Genomic DNA, 17550 nt, shown 5'->3' with positions numbered 1-17550 from the left:
CGACGGACTTCTCGTGTCCGGCGATGCCCGCGTTCAGTCCGACTCGAGTTGCCGCTTGAGGTTGCGCAGCGTGCGGTGGATGTTCTTGCGCTGGAACTCCACGAAGGTGTCGCCGCCGGTGACGATCCGGTCGAAGACCTGAACCGCCGCGTTCGGCCACGACGTGCGATCGTCGTGCCAGGTTTCGGTGACCAGGGTGCCACCGTTGTCCGGCTCGAACCGGTATTCCCAGGTCGCGATACCGGCGCGTATCCATGGCCGTCGGACCCCGATCGCCTCGACGCGGAACGCGAACCGCTTTCCCGGTTCGGCCGCGATCACTACGCACCGGGTCACCCAGCGAGCACCGCCACGCTTGTTCAACCCTTCGAATTCCATTCCCACATAGGTGGACTCGCGAGGCTGGGCAACCTTCGCGCCGCGGTTCTCCGGGCTCCACCGACCCATCAGGGTCGGATCGCTGACCTGCTGATAGATGAACACCGGATCGGCAGCGATATCGATGCTGTCGACGACGGTCGTGGTGCGGCTCATGGACTCGAACCTATCCGACTGCGTTGCTGTTCTCGCACGCCTGGGGCTCGTGCTACTGGTTCTGGTGCGCGGCGTCGAGGAGCGGCTGCCCGATGACACCCATCGCCTGCGACGCACCGCCGAGGACCCATCCGCCGTCGGCCGGCAGCACAACGCCGGAGATGTAGTCGGCGAGGGGGGAGGCCAGGAATCGGCAGACGTTGGCGACGTCGCGGGGTGTGCCGTAGCGGCGCAGCGGCACGCTGCCGGTGACCAGGGCACGGTCCTGCTCGGTCGGGGCCAGTCGGGCCATGCCCTCGGTGCCATCGATGGGGCCCGGGATCACACCGTTGACGCGGATGCCGACCGGGCCCCACTCCAGCGCCAGGACCTTGGTGAGCATGTCGACGCCGGCCTTGGCGGCGCAGACGTGGGCCTGGGTGATCGTCGGCAGTTCCGACTGCGGTGCCGAGATGTTGATGACGGAGGCGCCGGGCTTGCGGAGGAACTGGTAGCTCGCGCGCAGGACGTTGTAGGTGCCGAGCAGGTCGATGTCGACGACCGACTTGAAGCCGTTGGCGGACATGCCGACGGCGGCGGCGGGGAAGTTGCCTGCCGCACCGGAGATCATCACGTCGAAGTCGCCGAACTCCTGATGCACCGATTGCAGCACGGCCTCGGTCGCGCTGTAGTCGCGCACATCGGCGCTCCCGCCGAACGCTTCGGTACCGAGTGCGCGCAGCCGTTCGACGGCCGCGTCGACCTTGTCCGCGGAGCGGCTCAGCACCGCGACGCGAGCACCGGCCCGCGCGAAGTCCTCGGCCACACCGAGATTGATGCCGCTGGTGCCGCCCGCGACGACGACGACCTTGTCGGTCAGGTCGATTTTCTGGATGAATTCTGACGCCATGCCGGGCAGACTATCAGTAGTGCGAACTATTATCTGTTGCGATTATCGGTGATGATGGTTGCCGATGGTGGGCGCAGGTGTGGCGCCGACTAGGATCGCCTCTGCTGTCCAGCCCAGAAATCGAGGTTTCCCCCAGTGACCGAACCGTTGATCCCGGATATGGTCGCCGATCACACCAGTTGCCTGCTGATCAAGCTCGGGCAGGTGATGTTCCGCGTGAGCGAGGATCGGCTCGCCACTCTGGGTCTGCGGACCCGGCACTTCATGATCTTGAAGGTGCTAGCGGGCGACCAGGCCAGCTCTCAGCTCGAACTGGGAACCCGGCTCCGCATCGACTCGACCACCATGGTCGCCGCGATCGACCATCTGGAATCGGCGGGTCTCGCCGCCAGGATTCGCGATCACCGCGACCGTCGCCGGTTTCTCGTCGAGATCACCGAGCAGGGAAGGCGTGCCGTCGAGCAGGCCGACGAGCTCGTTCGCACGCTGAACGACGACCTCTTCGAAGGTCTGGATCAGGATCAGCGCGCGAACTTGCACCAAGCGTTGCTGGCGATGAATTCCGGCGAGGCGTTGCCGCAGGCGTACGACGCGGTGCGGCAACGCTGACCTTTAGCCGCGCAGGGCCGACGCGAAGATCGCCGGTAGCTTGGACCACCCCGGCGCGGCCGAGAAAGCGGACAACAGACGGCCGGTGGTGGCGGCGGTCTTGTTGGTCACGAACCAGGGCGGCTTGGGCGCCAACGTGAATTCACCGCGCGTGATCGACCTCGGCGCGGGGCGGAACGGCCCGCGCACGACGGTGCGTTCGGGGTCTTCGATCAGCAGCGCGTTGTGCACCACGCCGATGCCGCTCTGCACATCGTCGAGCGTGTGGCCCGGGAACGCGCCCCAGCTCGCGCGGGCGGTCAGATAGCCGACCCCGGTCCAGGCATTGATCGCGACGGTGCCGTACCGCAGGTCGACGATTGCCTCATCGAGTGCCGCGCCGAGCTGACCCAGGGTCTTCGGGTGGGCGATGATGTTCACGCCGAGGGTGCCGACGAATTGCTCGTTCGAGACCTCGACCGCGGCGCGCAGGAACTCCGGACCGGTGCCGGGCAGTTCGGTGACACCGAAGACCGGAGCGAAGTACTCCTCCCGCAGCGCCGGTTCGTCCTTCGACGGCGAGATTCCGAGCACCAGCGTACGGTCGTTGTTCGGACCGACACGCTGTGCCTGCGGATATTCCTTGCGCGCGTTGGCCACTCGACTCTCGCTGCCCGGGTAATACGCCGGTCGCCCGGGTGCCCGCTCGAACGCAGCACGCACTTCGGCGAGGAACTTCTCCTTCTGCGGCCAGTCCGCGCTCACGATGGCGACCTGGGACGCGACACAGTTGTAGCCGTTGTTGTGCAGTCGTTGTGTCGCGAGGTGTTCGGCCTGGAACTTCAGATCCGCCTCCGACCATTGCCCGGGGATCACGATCGTGGGTGAGACGCCGCCGAGTTCACTGGTGATCGGTTTCGCCAGCAGTGGTGTGTTCGCTGCTTTCCGTTGCGCGCCTTCGGCTCCCCGGCCGAACACGATGGCGTCGTGGGTGTTGCTGCTGCCGGTCATGTGCACCGAGGTCACGTCGGGATGGTTGACCAGCGCGGTGCCGACTTCGGCGCCGCCGGTGAGGATTCGCAAGAACCCCCGCTCGATCAGCGGGGCGAAGATGCGTTCGAAGACCGGAAGCAGCGGGTCGGTGATGGGGTTGAGCTTCAGTGCCACGACGCGGTTGTCGGCGATCAACTGGTACAGCAGGTCCAGCGGCGGAATGGAGAAGATGTTCCCGGCGCCGAGCACGACGCCGACACCGCCTTCGCCGGCGGGAGTCCGTGCGCCCAAACCCGCTCGCGCCCGGACGGTGTCGGCGTCGACACCGGGCTTGGTCCACACCTCGGCGGTGAAGCCGTTGAGCAGCAGCCGATCGAAGATCCCGTGCGGTAGTACGTGCACGGCGGACCTGTTGCCCGGCGCCGCGGTGATCTCGAAGCCGTCGACCGGGCTACGGCCCGCGTCGAGCGCGGCAAGGCTTTCGATCAGCGCGCCGGTGCCGGTGATCACCGGATAGGGGCCGCTGACCCATTCCTCGCCGACCAGGGGCGAATCCTTCGGCAGGCCCTTGATGCCGATGGCGACATCGACCCAGTCCTGTGCGTGGTGCTCGGTCAGATCGTGCACCTGCTGTAGCAGCAGGCGACGGTCGGCGAGCGGAGTCGCCGCCCACCGCACCGCTCCCTGGGTCAGTGCCTCGATCGCGGCATCGATTGTCGTTGCTGTGCTGGTCATTTCGTTCCTCCGGTGGTGGCGGCGGCATCTTCGCGAATGAGGTCGGCGGCCTTCTCGGCGATCATGATGGTCGGTGCGTTGGTGTTGCCGCGAACGACCGTGGGCATCACCGAAGCGTCGACGACGCGCAAGCCCTGCAGGCCGAGCACCCGCAGTCGGCTGTCGACGACCGACCCGATGGCACAGGTCGATGTCGGGTGATACAGCGTCTGGCCGTACCGGCGTGCGAAGGCGAGCAGGTCTTCGTCCGAATCCGACTCGGGGGCAACGAAGTCCGCGGTGATGTGTGCTGCGAGCGGGGCTCGGCTCGCGATGTCGAGGGCGATGCGCAGACCCGCGACAATGCTGCGCCGGTCCTCGTCGGTGGCGAGGTAGTTGTGCACGATTCTGGGCGCGGTGGTCGGTGCGGCCGAGCGGAGCATCAGCTTGCCGGCGCTCGTCGGCTGGAGCACGCAGGGGCCGAGGGCGAATCCGTGCGCGACGGGTGCGCCGAGTCCCTCCTCGTGGAACAGCACCGGTGCCAGGTGGAACTGCACGTCCGGGCCTTCCAGGCCGGACCTCGTCTCGAAGAATCCGCCCGCCTCGCCGATGTTCGAGGTGAGCGGTCCTCGGCCCTGCTGCTGCAACAACGCGAGGTTCTCCGGCGACATCGCGGTCATCAGCGATTCGGTGTCGCTGCGGTAGTTGATCAGCGTCATGTAGTGGTCCTGCAGGTTCTCGCCGACCGGAAGGTCACGCACCGCCTCGATCTGGAACAGCGCGAGCTCCTGCGCGGGCCCGACCCCGGACAGCAGCAACAAGTGCGCCGACCCGTAGGTGCCGCCGGACAGGATGACTTCCCGTTCGGCGCGGACCGTGACGACCTCGCCGCCACGGCTGATCTCGACGCCGACCGCCCGGTCGCCCTCGAACAGCACCTTCTGCGCCGGCGCATCGGTGATGACGGTCAGGTTCGGCCGCGTCATCGCGGGATGCAGATAGGCGACGGCCGTGCTGCACCGCATGCCGTCACGCTGTGTCACCTGATAGCGGCCTACGCCCAATTGTGTTGCGCCGTTGAAGTCGTCGTTGCGCGCGTACCCGGCTTGCTCGGCCGCGTCGACGAAGGCCCCGGCGATGGTGTGTTGCGAGCGACTCTCCGAGACGCGCAATGGTCCGCCGGCGCCGTGGTAGGCGTCCTTGCCGCGTTCGTTGTCCTCGGCTCGCTGGAAATAGGGCAGGACCTCGTCGTAGGACCAACCCTCGGCACCGGCCGCGGCCCAGGCGTCGTAGTCGGCCCGGTTGCCCCGGATGTAGATCATCGCGTTCATCGAACTCGATCCGCCCAGCATCCGCCCGCGAGGCAGGTACGCGCGCCGACCGCCCAGTTGCGGTTCGGGTTCGGTATCGAGATCCCAGTCCCACTCGCTCTTGAACAAGGCGCCGAACGCGGCCGGGATGTGGATCTCGTCGGCGCTGTCGGCCGGCCCGGCTTCGATGACGGCGACCGAGACCGCCGGATCCTCGGAAAGTCTGGCAGCCAACACGGCGCCTGCCGAACCCGCGCCGACGATGACGTAGTCGTACATTGCAATGCCTCTCGATGCGATGTAGTGAGGTGGATCACGTACTTCGATCGTGGTCGACGGCACGCGGGCAGCCTATGGACCGGCGCTGCGGATAACCGCGACCTCAGTGTGCAAGTGCACAACGCCGCTGGTAGGGACGCTTTCCGTGGCGCCTACAATGGGAGGATGACGACAGTTCCCGAGGTGTCGTCCGACGTATCGGTGGAGCTTGTCGACAGGCTGTTGCTGCGAGCGGACGAGCTGACCGACGCTCTGGTGGCGCAAATCCTGTCCGGCGACCATGCCTATGCCGAGGCGACCCGGTTGACCCACCAGGAACTGCGCCAGGCCACCCACGACAACCTGGTGACGCTGCTCGGCCAGCTCGGGGGACGTTCCCGGCCGCGTCTGGACGCCGCGCGCGCTGCCGGTCGGCTCAAGGCCGAGCAACAGGTTCCGCTGGCGGCGCTGCTGCACGCGTATCGGCTGGCGGGCCGGTTGATCTGGGACCGGCTGCTCGGCGAGATGGGCGGTGAGCTCTCGGAATCGCTGGCGCACAAGGGCTCCGAGCTGTGGAGCATCATCGACGATTATTCGAGCGCGGCCGCCGAAGCCTACGGTGAGGTGGCGTTCGAACGCACGCATCGCGACGCGCAGGCCCGCAGCCTCGCCTTGCGCTCACTGCTGTCCGCCGCCGTCGACGACGGCGCGCCGCTGTGGGAAACCCTGCGCCTGCTGAACCTGCCGGAGACCGGGACGTTCCTGGTGGTCAGCGCCGAAATCGCCGAGCCGGTCGCGGCCCCGCTGCGCGGTGTCGAGGAACGTCTGCGGTCGATCGGCGTGCATTCGATCTGGACGGTCGAGTTCGACACCCATGTCGGCCTGATCAGCCTGAAATCGGGCGCGGCGCGCGCCGAAGCCGACGCGGTTCTCGCGGGCCTGGCCACCGGCCGGGTCGGAGTGAGCTGCCCGTTCGACGATCCGCGCCGTGCCCACGACGCGCTCCACGAAGCGAAACTGGCATGCCGGTGCGCCCGGCCCGGCGATGTCGAGGTCAACAGCTTCGGCGACCAGCCGATCCCGTTGCTGATCGCGCATCTGCCGGAGGTGAGTCGCCGGCTCGCCGCCGGAATACTCGGCTCGGTCCTCGCGCTGCCCGCGATGGAGCGGGACACGCTGCTGGAGACACTCGAGGCGTGGTTCGCCGCGGGTGGGGTGGTGGCCGACGCGGCGAAACGGCTGCACTTCCACCGCAACACCGTGCATCAACGCCTCCGGCGAATCGAAGCCCTCACCGGGCGCAGCTGCACCGATCCCATCGCGGCCGCCGAGTTCTACTTCGCGCTCCAGACGACCCGACTGGTCCGGCCGCGCCAGGCGGGATCGGACCAGTCGGGTACTGCTATCCGGCGTTGACGACCTCGGCGGGCGGGTTCTCGGCGTAGAGCTCGTCGATCTGCGCGGTGTACTTCTCGGCGATGACCTTGCGCTTGAGCTTCAAGGTGAGCGTGACCTCGTCACCGCCCGCCTCCCAGAACGTGGGCAGGACGCGGAAGCGCTTGATCTGCTCCACCCGCGAGAGCTTGCTGTTCCCCTGTGCCACACCGGCTTCGATCGCGGCCCGCACCGTGGCATCGACGGCCAGTGCGGCGGCGGAGGCGTCGGGAAGCCCGTGCTCGCGCGCGTAGGGCTCGACGGATTCGGCGTCGAGCACGATCAGCGCGGTGTTGTAGGACCGGCCGTCGCCGAGCACGGCCATCGCGCCGATCAGCGGCGTGGCCGCCTTGATTGCGTTCTCGATGTTGGTGGGGGACATGTTCTTGCCCGCCGCGTTGATGATCATCTCCTTCTTGCGGTCGACGACGCGGAGATAGCCCTGGTCGTCGATGCTGACGATGTCACCGGTGGCCAGCCAGCCGTCGGCGTCGATCGCCTCGGCCGTCTGCTCGGGCAGCCCCCGGTAGCCCTTCATCACCAGCGGCCCGCGCACGAGCAGTTCACCGTCGTCGGACAGGCGTGATTGCATGCCGGGCAACAGCTTTCCGACCGCACCGAGCTTGGCGTCGCGGGGGTGGCTGACGCTACAGATGCACGACAGTTCCGACATGCCCCAGATCTCGGCGATCGGGATGCCGAGGCCGGCGAAGAAGGCCAGCGTCTGCGGCGGGATCGGCGCCGCACCGGACATGGCCCACCGCACCCGATCCAGGCCGAGGGCCGCGCGCAGCTTGCTCAGCACCAGCTCGTCGGCTCGCGCCCATTCGGCGGCGAGCTCGGCGGGCACCGGTTCGTCGGCCAGCTGATGGGCGCTGCGGGCCGCGGCGACCGACATCGCCCACACCATGGCCTGGCGGCGGGTCTCGTCGGGTTCGGCCGCGACCTTGAATTCGATGGCGGCCTTGAGCTTTTCCCACACCCGCGGCACCGCGCCCCAGATGGTCGGATGCAGGTCGGCGAGGGCGGCGGCGATCAGCTTGGGATCGCTGACGCTGGTCACCTGGGTGCCGAGCACCTCCTGTACGTAGAGCCCGGTCAGCCGATCGGCGATATGCGCGGTCGGCATGAACGAGGTGATGGTGTCACCGAATTCGATGCCGAGGATGTCGGCGATGCCGTGCACCTGGAACAGCAGGGCGGCATGGGTGGTCTCGACGCCCTTGGGCGCACCGGTGGTGCCCGAGGTGTAGATGAGGGTCGCGATGTCCTCGCCACGGACCGCGCGCCAGGCGGCGTCGAAGTCGAAATCGGCACGGCCCGCCGCGAGCAGATCGGCCACTGACAGGGTGCCCTCGGGCGCCTCGTCGACGCAGACGATGTGGTCGAGGTCGACCCCCGAGGAGGCGATCAGCTTGGCGTACTGGGGCTCGCAGATCACCACGCGCGCTCCGGCATTGCCGAGCACGTAGGCGAGCTGTTCGGGGGAGAGGGTGTTGTACACCGAGAACGAGGTGGCGCCCAGATGCTGCGCACCGACCTCCAGGGGATAGAACTCCACTCGGTTGCTCATCATCAGTGCGACGGTGTCGCCGCGACGCACCCCGAGTCCGGCGAGTCCGGCGGCGACCGCGCGGACCTGGGACGCGTACTCGGCCCAGGTGAGGGTCTTGGTGTCGCCCGGGGTGCGCAAGGCGATCGCTGTCGGGGCGATCGAGGCGGTGTGCTGGAACGCTGCGGGCAAGGTGTCGAAACGGGTAATGCTCACGAGGCAGGCACTTTCTGGGTCATGACCGCGGGGGCGGTATCGAGATGGGTGGCGACGAAGCGAGCCGCCGCGCGGTAGGCCGTCCTCGACTCGGGGACGACGATCGGCAGGGTTTGGAAGGCGTGCATCTGATCCGGCCACACCCGCAGTTCGCAGTGCGCCCCGGTGGCCCGCCAGCGCCGCGCGAGTTCGGTCGCGTCGGCGCCGAAATACTCGGTGTCGCTGGCGTGGATCACGGTGGGCGGCAACCGCATTCCGTGCTCCGGCCGCAGGTCGAACGGTTCGGCGGTGAAGGCGGCGATCGTCTGCCTGGCGATCTGGGTGGACAGCAGCCCGTCGCGGTGCTCGTTCCCGTGGCCGACGGCGGTGGCCAGACTCAGGTCCGCCATCGGCGAGAACAGCACCAGCGCACCCGGTGCGGGCTGCCCGGCGCGAGCGTTCTCGATGGCCAGGTGGGCTGCCAGGAAGCCGCCGGCCGAATCACCGGCGACGACGATCCGGTCCGCCGGATAGCGCCGCGTCAACCACGCGAAGGCGGCGGCCACATCGGCGGGGGCGGCCGTGAACGGGTGCTCGGGGGCGAGCCGGTAGTCCAGGGTGAACACCGCGAGCCTGGTCGCGGTGGACAACCGGGAGGCGACGCCGCGGTACCCGAGGATCGACCCGGCGACGAACCCGCCACCGTGGATGTAGAGCACGACCGCGTCGGTACGGTCGGCGCGTGGCCCACGCACCCACTCGCCGCGGATCCCGTCCTCGTCCACCGGCTCGGTCGTCGTGGCGCGCAACGGCGGCGCGCCCGCCCGCAGGGCCTGTTCGATCAGCAGCCGCGACGGCGGCAGGGTGTAGGCGTTCACCGGCGCGAGCGCGGCCAGCTGACCGAGGGTGAACGCCGACACCTGCCGGACGGTGCGGGCTCGCAGCGACCCGCGTTCGCCGGTCACCGGCGTTGCTCGATCGCCCGGATCAGCGCGTGCACCGTGGCGTCGGCGGCGAGCCGGTGATCGAGGACGACGTTGATCGCCCCGCGCAACAGCGCGTAGGGCTCCCACCCGCTCGGTGCGATGGTGCGTGGTGCGCGCCGGGCGATGCCGTCGGCGATCGTCGTGGCCGCGTACTCGGCGGTGATCCGCACGTTGAGCGGCCACGGCAGCATCGCGTCGAGCTCTTTGCCCAGGTCGTCGGTGTCGAGCATGTCGTGGGTCATCGCGGTGTCGACGACGCCGAAGTACGCGACGCCGGCACTGGCCCCGCTCGCGGCGAGTTCCACCCGCAGCGCCCGCCCCAACTGTTCGACCGCGGCCTTGCTCACCATGTACGGCGAGCCGCCCATCCCCGGTGCGAACGCCGCGCACGAGGACACCACCACGACATGCCCGCGCGCGGACACGATGTGGTCCAGCGCCGGGTGCACGGTGTTGAACACACCGGTGAGGTTGATGCCGATCACCCGGTCGAAGTCGGCCGGGTCCATCGTGCGCACGGTGGCGGGCACGGGCGTCACGCCCGCGTTGGCGACCACCACGTCGAGGGCGCCGTATCGCCGCACCACCTCGTCGACCGCTGCTGCCATCTGCGCCCGGTCGGCGACATCGGCGCCGATGCCGTGGGCGTCCATCCCCACCTCGTCGGCGGCGCGGCGGGCAGCGGCCTCGTCGATATCGACCACCACGACCCGCGCACCACGGCGGGACAGGATCGCGGCCAGTTCACGGCCGATGCCCTGACCCGCACCGGTGATCAGGACGACCTTGCCCGCGACGTCATAGGTGCGCGCGAACCAGGAGGCCGGCGCGAGATCGGGCAGGCCCATCACGCCGACACCTCATAGGACTCGATGTCGAATCGTCTGGTGCGGCGGCGGTATTCGAAGCTCCAGTTCGGATACAGCCCGGCGTTGCCGCCCTCGGCGGTGGTGTAGTAGCTCTCGCAACCGCCGGTGAGCCACACGGTCTCGGCGCTGCGCCTGCCCATTTCCTCGATGAAGTCCCGCTGTACCTGTGACCGGACCTCGATGCGGGTCTCGCCGCGGGCGCGCAGCGTGCTCAGCGCGTCGACGATGTAGGCGATCTGCGACTCGATCATGAAGACCGCCGACTGGTTGCCCGCGGCACCGAACGGACCGAGGGTGCAGAAGAAATTCGGGAACCCGGCCACCGCGGCGCCGAGGTAGGTCTGCGGCCGCTGCCGGAACAGCTGGGCGATCGAGCGCCCGTCGTGGCCGACGATGCGATCGAACACGCTCGGCGTCGAGGTGAATCCGGTGCCGTAGATGATGGTGTCCACGGGGATCTCGACGCCGGCGCGGGTCACGATGGAGCGCGCGCGCACCTCGGCGATGCCGTCGGTCACCACGTCGACATTGTCCTTGTCGAGGGCGGGGAGATAGGCGTCGGAGAAGATGGCCCGCTTGCAGCCGATCATGTAGTCCGGCGTCACCTTGGCGCGCAGCTTCGGGTCGCGGATCTGGCGGCGCAGCTGGATCCGGCCCAGCAGTTCGAAGGGATGCCGGAACCGGTTGTCGACGAACCCGACCAGCCCGAATCCCTCGATCAGCGAATACCAGGTACCCCGAACGGCCTTCTGCGCCAACGGGATCTGGCGCAGCAGGCGACGTTCGAGCCCGATCGTCGGGCGGTCCATCCGCGGCACGATCCACGGCGCCGACCGCTGGAACACCGTCAGCGCGGCGACCTGGGGCTGGATCTCCGGCACGAACTGGACCGCGGAGGCGCCGGTGCCGATCACCGCGACGCGCTTGCCGGTCAGATCGTGGTCGTGGTCCCAGTGCAGGGAATGGAAGGCCGTGCCCTCGAAGGTGTCGAGACCGGGCAGCGACGGATACTTCGCCTCGGCGAAAATGCCCGCGGCGGAAAGGAAGTAATCCGCGGTGAGCTCACCGCGCGAGGTCTCGATGCGCCACAACGACCGCTCGTCGTCCCAGCGCGCGTCGAGGAGTTCGGTGCCGAGCCGTACGTGCCGGATCACGTCGTTGGACTCGGCGACAGTACGCAGATAGTCGAGGATCTCGGGCTGCTTGCCGTAGGTGCGCGACCACTCCGGGTTGGGCGCGAAGGAATAACTGTAGAGCTGGGAGGGGACATCGCAGGCGCAGCCGGGGTAGGTGTTGGCCTGCCAGGTGCCGCCGAGGTCATCGGCGCGTTCCAGCACGACGATGTCGTCGAAGCCGGCTTCGCGGAGTTTGATCGTCAGCCCGATCCCGCCGAATCCGGCGCCGAGCACGACGATGTGCGTGTGTTCTGCGGGCATGGGTCAGCCGATCCTTCCGTGCAGCACCGACACCAGGCGATCGACGACGGTGTCGATCCGGGCGCTGCGGGTGAATGTCGTGAGCGCCAGCGGCGAGGCGAACCGTTGCCGCGTAGTCGCTTTGGCGTAGGTGAACTCGCGCAGCCCGTCGGGTCCGTGCACCCGGCCGAAGCCGGACGCGCCGACCCCGCCCAGCGGCAACGCCGGGATGGTGGCGTGCGCGACGAACGCGTTGATCGAGGTGGCGCCCGCGTCGATCCGGTCGGCGATGGCGTCGCCGTCGCGGCCGGCGAAGACGGTGGCGCCGAGTCCGTACTCGGAGTCGTTGACCCGCTCGATCGCCTCGTCCATGGACGCGACCCGGGTGACGACCAGCGTCGGGCCGAAGGTCTCCTCGGCGACCGCCGCGGCCTCGTGCGGCACATCGACCAGGATGGTCGGCTGCACGAACTGGCCCTCGATGGCGTCGAGTCCGCCCAGCAGGGCCCGGCCGCCACGCGCGAGGGCGTCCTCGATGTGGCGGTGGATCACGGCCAGCTGCTTGGGCATGGTGATCGGACCGATCTTCGCCGTTCCCGGCCCGGCCCGCAGCTCGCGCGCCCGCTCGAGCAGTTCGGTGAGGAACGTGTCGTAGACGTCGGTGTGGACGTACACCCGTTCCACCCCGAGGCAGGTCTGCCCGGCATTGGCCATGCCGCCCCACAGCGCGGCGTCGGCGGCGGCACCGAGGTCGGCGTCGGCGTCGACGACCAGTGCGTCCTTGCCGCCGCATTCCATGAGCACCGGCGTGAGCCGCTGCGCGCAGGCGGCCATCACGCGCTTGCCCGTCTCGGTGGAACCGGTGAACCCGATCTTGCCGACCCGGCTGCGGCACAGCGCCGCGCCGGTCTCACCGCCGCCGGTGATCACCTGCAGCACCGGCTGTTCGGGGACGACGCGGGCGAACGCCTCGGCGAGCCGGACACCGACTCCCGGGGTGTACTCGCTGGGTTTGAACACCACCGCGTTGCCCGCGGCCAGGGCGAACGAGATCGAGCCGAGCGGGGTGAACACCGGGTAGTTCCACGGGCCGATCACTCCGACCACACCGAAGGGGCGGTACTCGACCCGGCAGGCTTGGTTGATCGTCAACAGACTGGGCGCGACCGATCGCGGGCCGAGCACGTCTTTCGCGTTGTGCGCGGCCCATTTCAGGTGTTCGAGCGCCATCACGATCTCGAGGGCGGCGTCGGAGCGCGGCTTGCCCATCTCCTGGCTCATGACGCGAGCGAGTTCGTCACGGCCGCGGGTGATCTCGGCGCGCCAGCGGTCGAGACGACGGGCGCGTTCGTCGAAACCCAGGGTGCGCCACCAGGTCGCGGCACCGTGGGCGCGTTCGACGGCGGCCTCGACGGCGCTCTCGTCGTGGCTGGGATAGGAACCGACCAGGGCGCCGGTCGCGGGGCTGTGGACATCGAAGCTGAGTGAGGTGGTCACGGGAGGCGTGCCTTTCGCGGTCAGAGGTCCAGCGTGAGTGCGCCACCGGCGGAACGGGACACGCAGGTGAGGAGGTGGTCGGCGCGCTCGCCCGGGGGCAGCAGCCGGTCGCGGTGATCGATCGAGCCCGCGAGGACCTTGGTCTTGCAGCTGCCGCAGAACCCCTGTCGGCAGGAGTAGACGGCGTCGGGTCGCACCCGCCGGATCGCGTCGAGCGCGGTCTCGGTGCTGTCCACACGCACGGTGTGCCCGCTGCGCGCGAGGGTGATGTCGAATGCCTTGCCGTCGGTCACCGGCCGGGCCGAGAACAGCTCGGTGTGCAGTGAGGCCGTGGGATTCAGCGCGAACAGGGTGCGCTGGGCGGCGTCGAGCACCGGGGGAGGACCGCATACGTAGATCGCGGCGCCGGGGGCGGCGGTGGCGAGCAGCGCGGGCAGGTCTGGGGTGCCGAACTCGTCGTCGGGGCGCAGCTCGGTGTCTGCCGGGAGCTCCGCGAGAAACGGCATGGTGTCGCGCGATCGGCCCAGGTAGACCAGTCGACCGCGGGAGCCTGCCGCACGTGCCATCGGCAGGATCGGGGTGATCCCGATGCCCGCGGCGATGAACAGATACGACGGCGCGGTCTCGACGAAGGTGAAGGCGTTGCGTGGACCGCGGATGCGCAGCACGTCACCCACGCGCAGGGTGTGCATCTCCTGAGATCCGCCGCCGCCGTTGTCGAGGCGGCGCACCGCGATCCGGTAGCGATGCCGGTCGCGCGGATCACCGCACAGGGAGTACTGGCGCTGGCGGCCCGAGGCGAGGAAGACGTCGATGTGGCATCCGGGCCGCCACGACGGCAGGTAGCCGCCTTCGGTGCCCGCCAGGGTCAGGCTCACCACGTCGGTGGCCTCGGCGTGCACCGCTTCCACCCGCACGTCCAGGTCGAAGCCGTGGTGGCGCACCGGGTGCGGAGGCGACAGCGCGGGCTGGGTGAAAACCTTCTTGTAGATGTCGACGGCGGCACCGATGGCCCGCAGACTCGGTGTCGCGACACCCGCGGGAGGGTTCACGCGCGAGCCGCCGGCGAATGCGCCAGGTACCGCAGGGCGTTGTCCATCGAACCCAGCTGGGAGGGATGGAAACCCGGCCGCAGGTAGCGGGGCATCTCGGTGACGAAGGTGGTGAAACTCGGGATCACCCCGCGCACGGTCGCGCTCACGAACTGCCTGGCCCAGGAGCGGCCCTTGTCCTCGCTCGGATCCTGGCGATACAGGTACGCGGTCGAGATGACGAACAGTGGCAGCAGGGTGCCGCTGGCGAGCAGCCCGGTGCGCAGTCGCCGGGCGTAACCGCCGTCGACGTGCATGTAGGCGTCGAACACCACGCTGCGGTGCTCGACCTCCTCGGCGCCGTGCCAGCGCACCAGGTCGAGCATGGTCGGGTCCATCCCGAGCTCGGCCAGGACATCCGATTCCAGCAGCCACTCGCCGATGACGGCGGTGAAGTGTTCCATCCCGGCGAACAGGCCGAGCCGTTCCTTGAGCCATTGCTCCTTGGCGCGCCCGGTGAGGCCCTGGTCGCCCAGGATCCGGTCGACCAGCCAGGCGATCTTGGCGACATAGGACTCGACATCGAGCCCGATCGACTGCAGATGCCGTCGTGCGCCTTCGTGGCTGCTGGCGTGCATCGATTCCTGGCCGATGAACCCGGTGACCTCCTCCCGCAGCCGCTCGTCCTCGATATAGGACAGGGCCTCGGCCAGACAGGTGGCCATCGCCCGTTCGCCTTCGGGCAGGACGAGATGCATCACGTTGGTGACATGTGTCGCGAGGACTTCGCCCGGGATGTAGTGCAGGGGCACCGACGAGAAGTCGAAATGCACATCCCGCGCGTGAATTGCGTGCGCTTGTTCCTGATAGGAGCGCGCCGTTGCACCGTTATCAGCCATAACGGAACCGTACAGTGCAACAAATACTATCGCAATGTTGCAGACGGATCCGATCTGCGGCTGTGATCGGAACCCGCCGCGCCTGATACCGTCGAAGCGTGCTCTCCACCGCCGCGACCTCGGGAAATTCGCCCACCGCCGACTCCGTCGAAGAACGAATTCTCGATGCCGCCCTCGTGCAGTTCGAGCGGGTGGGCGTGCGCAAGACGACGATCGAGGACATCGCCAAGGCGGCCGACGTCGACCGCGCCACCGTCTACCGGCGGATCGGTTCGCGCGACGACGTGGTGAGCGCGGCCTTCGAACGGGAGGTGCGCAGGCTGCTCGCCGACCTGGGTGAGATCCCGGCGCGCCACGACACCTTCGACGACATCGTCGTCGACGTGTTCACCACGGTGATCACGCGGTGGCGGGCGCACCCGCTGGTCGAGCGGCTGCTCACGCTGGAGGCCGACCGCCTGCTGCCCCAGCTCACCGTCGACGGGGCGTCGTTCTTCCTGCTCTCGGTCGCCACGTCCACCGAGATCATCCGAAAAGTGCTCGAGGACAGTCGGTTTCCCGATATTCCGGATCTGAGCGCGCGGGTCGAAGTGGTCTGCCGGGTGGTGCACTCGCTGATCCTGCAACCGGTCGGGACCATCGACACCGGTTCGGAGCAGGCACTGGCGGCGTTCGCCCGCACGTATGTGGTCCCGATTCTGGTCGCCGGGTCGTAGCCGGCTTCGCGATGTGCGCCACCCTGTTGGCGACCTGTCAATAGTTCCGGTCCGGCATTGACAAACACCGGGCGCACTGCGAAGGTACCAATTACTTGGACATCCAACTATTGGAACCCCTCCAACTGCGCACACCGCGCGCCCGACATCAACGGAGTAGGACTGGCATGGTTCGCGAACTCACGCACTTCATCGGCGGCAAGCACGTCACCGGCACTTCCGGCGCCTTCGGCGACGTCTTCGATCCGAATCTCGGCCAGGTACAGGCCAGGGTGCCGCTGGCCGACACCGCCGAGGTGACCGCGGTGATCGACAACGCGGCCGCGGCTCAGCCGGGGTGGGCGGCGTTCAACCCGCAGAAGCGCGCCAGGGTGCTGATGAAGTTCGTGAACCTGGTCAACGACGAGATGGACAGCCTGGCCGCGCTGCTGTCCTCCGAGCACGGCAAGACCATCGCCGACGCCAAGGGCGACATCCAGCGCGGCCTCGAGGTCATCGAGTTCGCCATCGGTATCCCGCACCTGCTCAAGGGCGAGTACAGCGACAGCGCGGGCACCGGCATCGACGTGTACTCGATGCGTCAGCCGCTGGGCGTCGTCGCCGGCATCACGCCGTTCAACTTCCCGGCGATGATCCCGCTGTGGAAGGCGGGCCCGGCGCTGGCCTGCGGTAACGCCTTCGTGCTCAAGCCGTCCGAACGCGATCCGTCGGTGCCGCTGCGCCTGGCCGAACTGTTCCTCGAGGCCGGCCTGCCGCCGGGTGTGTTCAACGTGGTCAACGGCGGCAAGGAAGCCGTCGACACGATCCTGACCGACAAGCGGATCAAGGCGGTCGGTTTCGTCGGCTCGACCCCGATCGCCCAGTACATCTACGAGACCGCGACCGCCAACGGCAAACGCGCTCAGTGCTTCGGCGGTGCCAAGAACCACGCCGTCGTGATGCCCGACGCCGACCTCGACGACGTCGCCGATCAGCTCATCGGCGCGGCGTACGGATCCGCGGGTGAGCGCTGTATGGCGCTGTCGGTGGCGGTGCCGGTCGGACAGGAGACCGCCGATCGGCTGGTCGCGAAGCTGACCGAGCGGGTGCACAAGCTCAATGTCGGCCGCTCCGACGACGCGGGCGCCGACTTCGGGCCGCTGGTCGGGCTCGACGGGGTGAACCGGGTCAACGACTACGTCCAGATCGGTGTCGACGAGGGCGCGCAGCTGGTGGTCGACGGGCGCGGGCTGACCGTCGACGGCGCCGAGAACGGCTTCTTCGTCGGCGCGAGCTTGTTCGACAACGTCACCGCCGACATGCGGATCTACCAGGAAGAGATCTTCGGCCCGGTGCTGACCGTGGTGCGCGCGGGCGACTACGAAGAGGCGCTGCGTCTGGTCGACGAGCACGAATACGGCAACGGCGTCGCGATCTTCACCCGCGACGGCGACACCGCCCGCGACTTCTCCGCTCGCGTGCAGGTCGGCATGGTCGGGGTCAATGTGCCGATTCCGGTGCCGATCGCCTACTTCACCTTCGGCGGCTGGAAGGGCTCCGGCTTCGGCGATCTCAACCAGCACGGCCCGGACTCGATCCGGTTCTACACCAAGACCAAGACGGTGACCCAGCGTTGGCCCGCCGGGCTCAAGGAGTCCAACGCGTTCGTCATCCCGACGATGGACTGAGGC

General features: G+C 68.5%; 15 protein-coding genes. 4 read left to right on the top strand and 11 right to left on the bottom strand.

Annotated features, from left to right (window positions below; genetic code table 11):
• Nucleotides 1–33: 33 nt before the first annotated feature.
• The gene (locus ACFWFP_RS11430) at nt 34–534 is read right to left on the bottom strand and encodes an SRPBCC family protein (protein WP_379294638.1); all 501 of its coding nucleotides are present in this window, start codon (nt 532–534) and stop codon (nt 34–36) included.
• 52 nt (nt 535–586) lie between these two features.
• Nucleotides 587–1423, bottom strand: a complete 837-nt coding sequence (locus ACFWFP_RS11425) for an SDR family oxidoreductase (protein ID WP_379294637.1) — start codon at nt 1421–1423, stop codon at nt 587–589.
• 135 nt (nt 1424–1558) lie between these two features.
• Here ACFWFP_RS11425 and ACFWFP_RS11420 point away from each other — a divergent pair, with 135 nt between their 5' ends.
• Nucleotides 1559–2032 carry a MarR family winged helix-turn-helix transcriptional regulator gene (locus tag ACFWFP_RS11420; protein ID WP_379294636.1) on the top strand — a complete coding sequence of 158 codons (474 nt, stop codon included), beginning with the start codon at nt 1559–1561 and terminating at the stop codon, nt 2030–2032.
• A gap of 3 nt (nt 2033–2035) precedes the next feature.
• Here ACFWFP_RS11420 and ACFWFP_RS11415 read toward each other — a convergent pair whose 3' ends face one another.
• Together ACFWFP_RS11415 and ACFWFP_RS11410 are read right to left on the bottom strand one after the other, a co-directional pair.
• The gene (locus ACFWFP_RS11415; RefSeq protein ID WP_379294635.1) at nt 2036–3739 is read right to left on the bottom strand and encodes an aldehyde dehydrogenase family protein; all 1704 of its coding nucleotides are present in this window, start codon (nt 3737–3739) and stop codon (nt 2036–2038) included.
• The gene (locus ACFWFP_RS11410; RefSeq protein ID WP_379294634.1) at nt 3736–5307 is read right to left on the bottom strand and encodes a GMC family oxidoreductase; all 1572 of its coding nucleotides are present in this window, start codon (nt 5305–5307) and stop codon (nt 3736–3738) included. The genes ACFWFP_RS11415 and ACFWFP_RS11410 overlap by 4 nt, the downstream gene beginning before the upstream one ends.
• A gap of 165 nt (nt 5308–5472) precedes the next feature.
• Here ACFWFP_RS11410 and ACFWFP_RS11405 point away from each other — a divergent pair, with 165 nt between their 5' ends.
• On the top strand, nt 5473–6702 hold the full coding sequence (locus ACFWFP_RS11405; RefSeq protein ID WP_379294633.1) for a PucR family transcriptional regulator: 1230 nt from the start codon (nt 5473–5475) through the stop codon (nt 6700–6702).
• Here ACFWFP_RS11405 and fadD11 read toward each other — a convergent pair.
• From fadD11 to ACFWFP_RS11370, 7 genes are read right to left on the bottom strand one after another with little or no spacing between them, the layout of a single operon-like run.
• Nucleotides 6689–8488, bottom strand: a complete 1800-nt coding sequence (gene fadD11, locus ACFWFP_RS11400) for a fatty acid--CoA ligase FadD11 (RefSeq protein WP_379294632.1) — start codon at nt 8486–8488, stop codon at nt 6689–6691. The genes ACFWFP_RS11405 and fadD11 overlap by 14 nt on opposite strands.
• Complete coding sequence (locus ACFWFP_RS11395; RefSeq protein WP_379294631.1) at nt 8485–9432, bottom strand: alpha/beta hydrolase; 948 nt, start codon at nt 9430–9432, stop codon at nt 8485–8487. Before ACFWFP_RS11395 ends, fadD11 begins: the two co-directional genes overlap by 4 nt.
• On the bottom strand, nt 9429–10301 hold the full coding sequence (locus ACFWFP_RS11390) for a short-chain dehydrogenase/reductase (RefSeq protein WP_379294630.1): 873 nt from the start codon (nt 10299–10301) through the stop codon (nt 9429–9431). Before ACFWFP_RS11390 ends, ACFWFP_RS11395 begins: the two co-directional genes overlap by 4 nt.
• The gene (locus ACFWFP_RS11385) at nt 10301–11758 is read right to left on the bottom strand and encodes a flavin-containing monooxygenase (protein WP_379294629.1); all 1458 of its coding nucleotides are present in this window, start codon (nt 11756–11758) and stop codon (nt 10301–10303) included. Before ACFWFP_RS11385 ends, ACFWFP_RS11390 begins: the two co-directional genes overlap by 1 nt.
• A 3-nt stretch (nt 11759–11761) precedes the next feature.
• The gene (locus ACFWFP_RS11380; protein ID WP_379295125.1) at nt 11762–13258 is read right to left on the bottom strand and encodes an aldehyde dehydrogenase family protein; all 1497 of its coding nucleotides are present in this window, start codon (nt 13256–13258) and stop codon (nt 11762–11764) included.
• The gene (locus ACFWFP_RS11375) at nt 13255–14286 is read right to left on the bottom strand and encodes a PDR/VanB family oxidoreductase (RefSeq protein WP_379294628.1); all 1032 of its coding nucleotides are present in this window, start codon (nt 14284–14286) and stop codon (nt 13255–13257) included. The genes ACFWFP_RS11380 and ACFWFP_RS11375 overlap by 4 nt, the downstream gene beginning before the upstream one ends.
• Nucleotides 14283–15164, bottom strand: a complete 882-nt coding sequence (locus ACFWFP_RS11370; protein ID WP_379294627.1) for a metal-dependent hydrolase — start codon at nt 15162–15164, stop codon at nt 14283–14285. The genes ACFWFP_RS11375 and ACFWFP_RS11370 overlap by 4 nt, the downstream gene beginning before the upstream one ends.
• A gap of 98 nt (nt 15165–15262) precedes the next feature.
• Between ACFWFP_RS11370 and ACFWFP_RS11365 the strand changes: the two genes are divergently transcribed.
• Both ACFWFP_RS11365 and ACFWFP_RS11360 read left to right on the top strand, forming a co-directional pair.
• Nucleotides 15263–15880 carry a TetR/AcrR family transcriptional regulator gene (locus ACFWFP_RS11365; protein ID WP_379294626.1) on the top strand — a complete coding sequence of 206 codons (618 nt, stop codon included), beginning with the start codon at nt 15263–15265 and terminating at the stop codon, nt 15878–15880.
• 167 nt (nt 15881–16047) lie between these two features.
• Nucleotides 16048–17547, top strand: a complete 1500-nt coding sequence (locus tag ACFWFP_RS11360; protein ID WP_379294625.1) for a CoA-acylating methylmalonate-semialdehyde dehydrogenase — start codon at nt 16048–16050, stop codon at nt 17545–17547.
• The last annotated feature ends 3 nt before the right edge of the window (nt 17548–17550 follow it).

The sequence above is a fragment of the Nocardia sp. NPDC060249 genome (genome assembly GCF_042728755.1).
Lineage (GTDB): Bacteria > Actinomycetota > Actinomycetes > Mycobacteriales > Mycobacteriaceae > Nocardia.
This window is presented reverse-complemented; position numbering and strand designations above follow the sequence as displayed.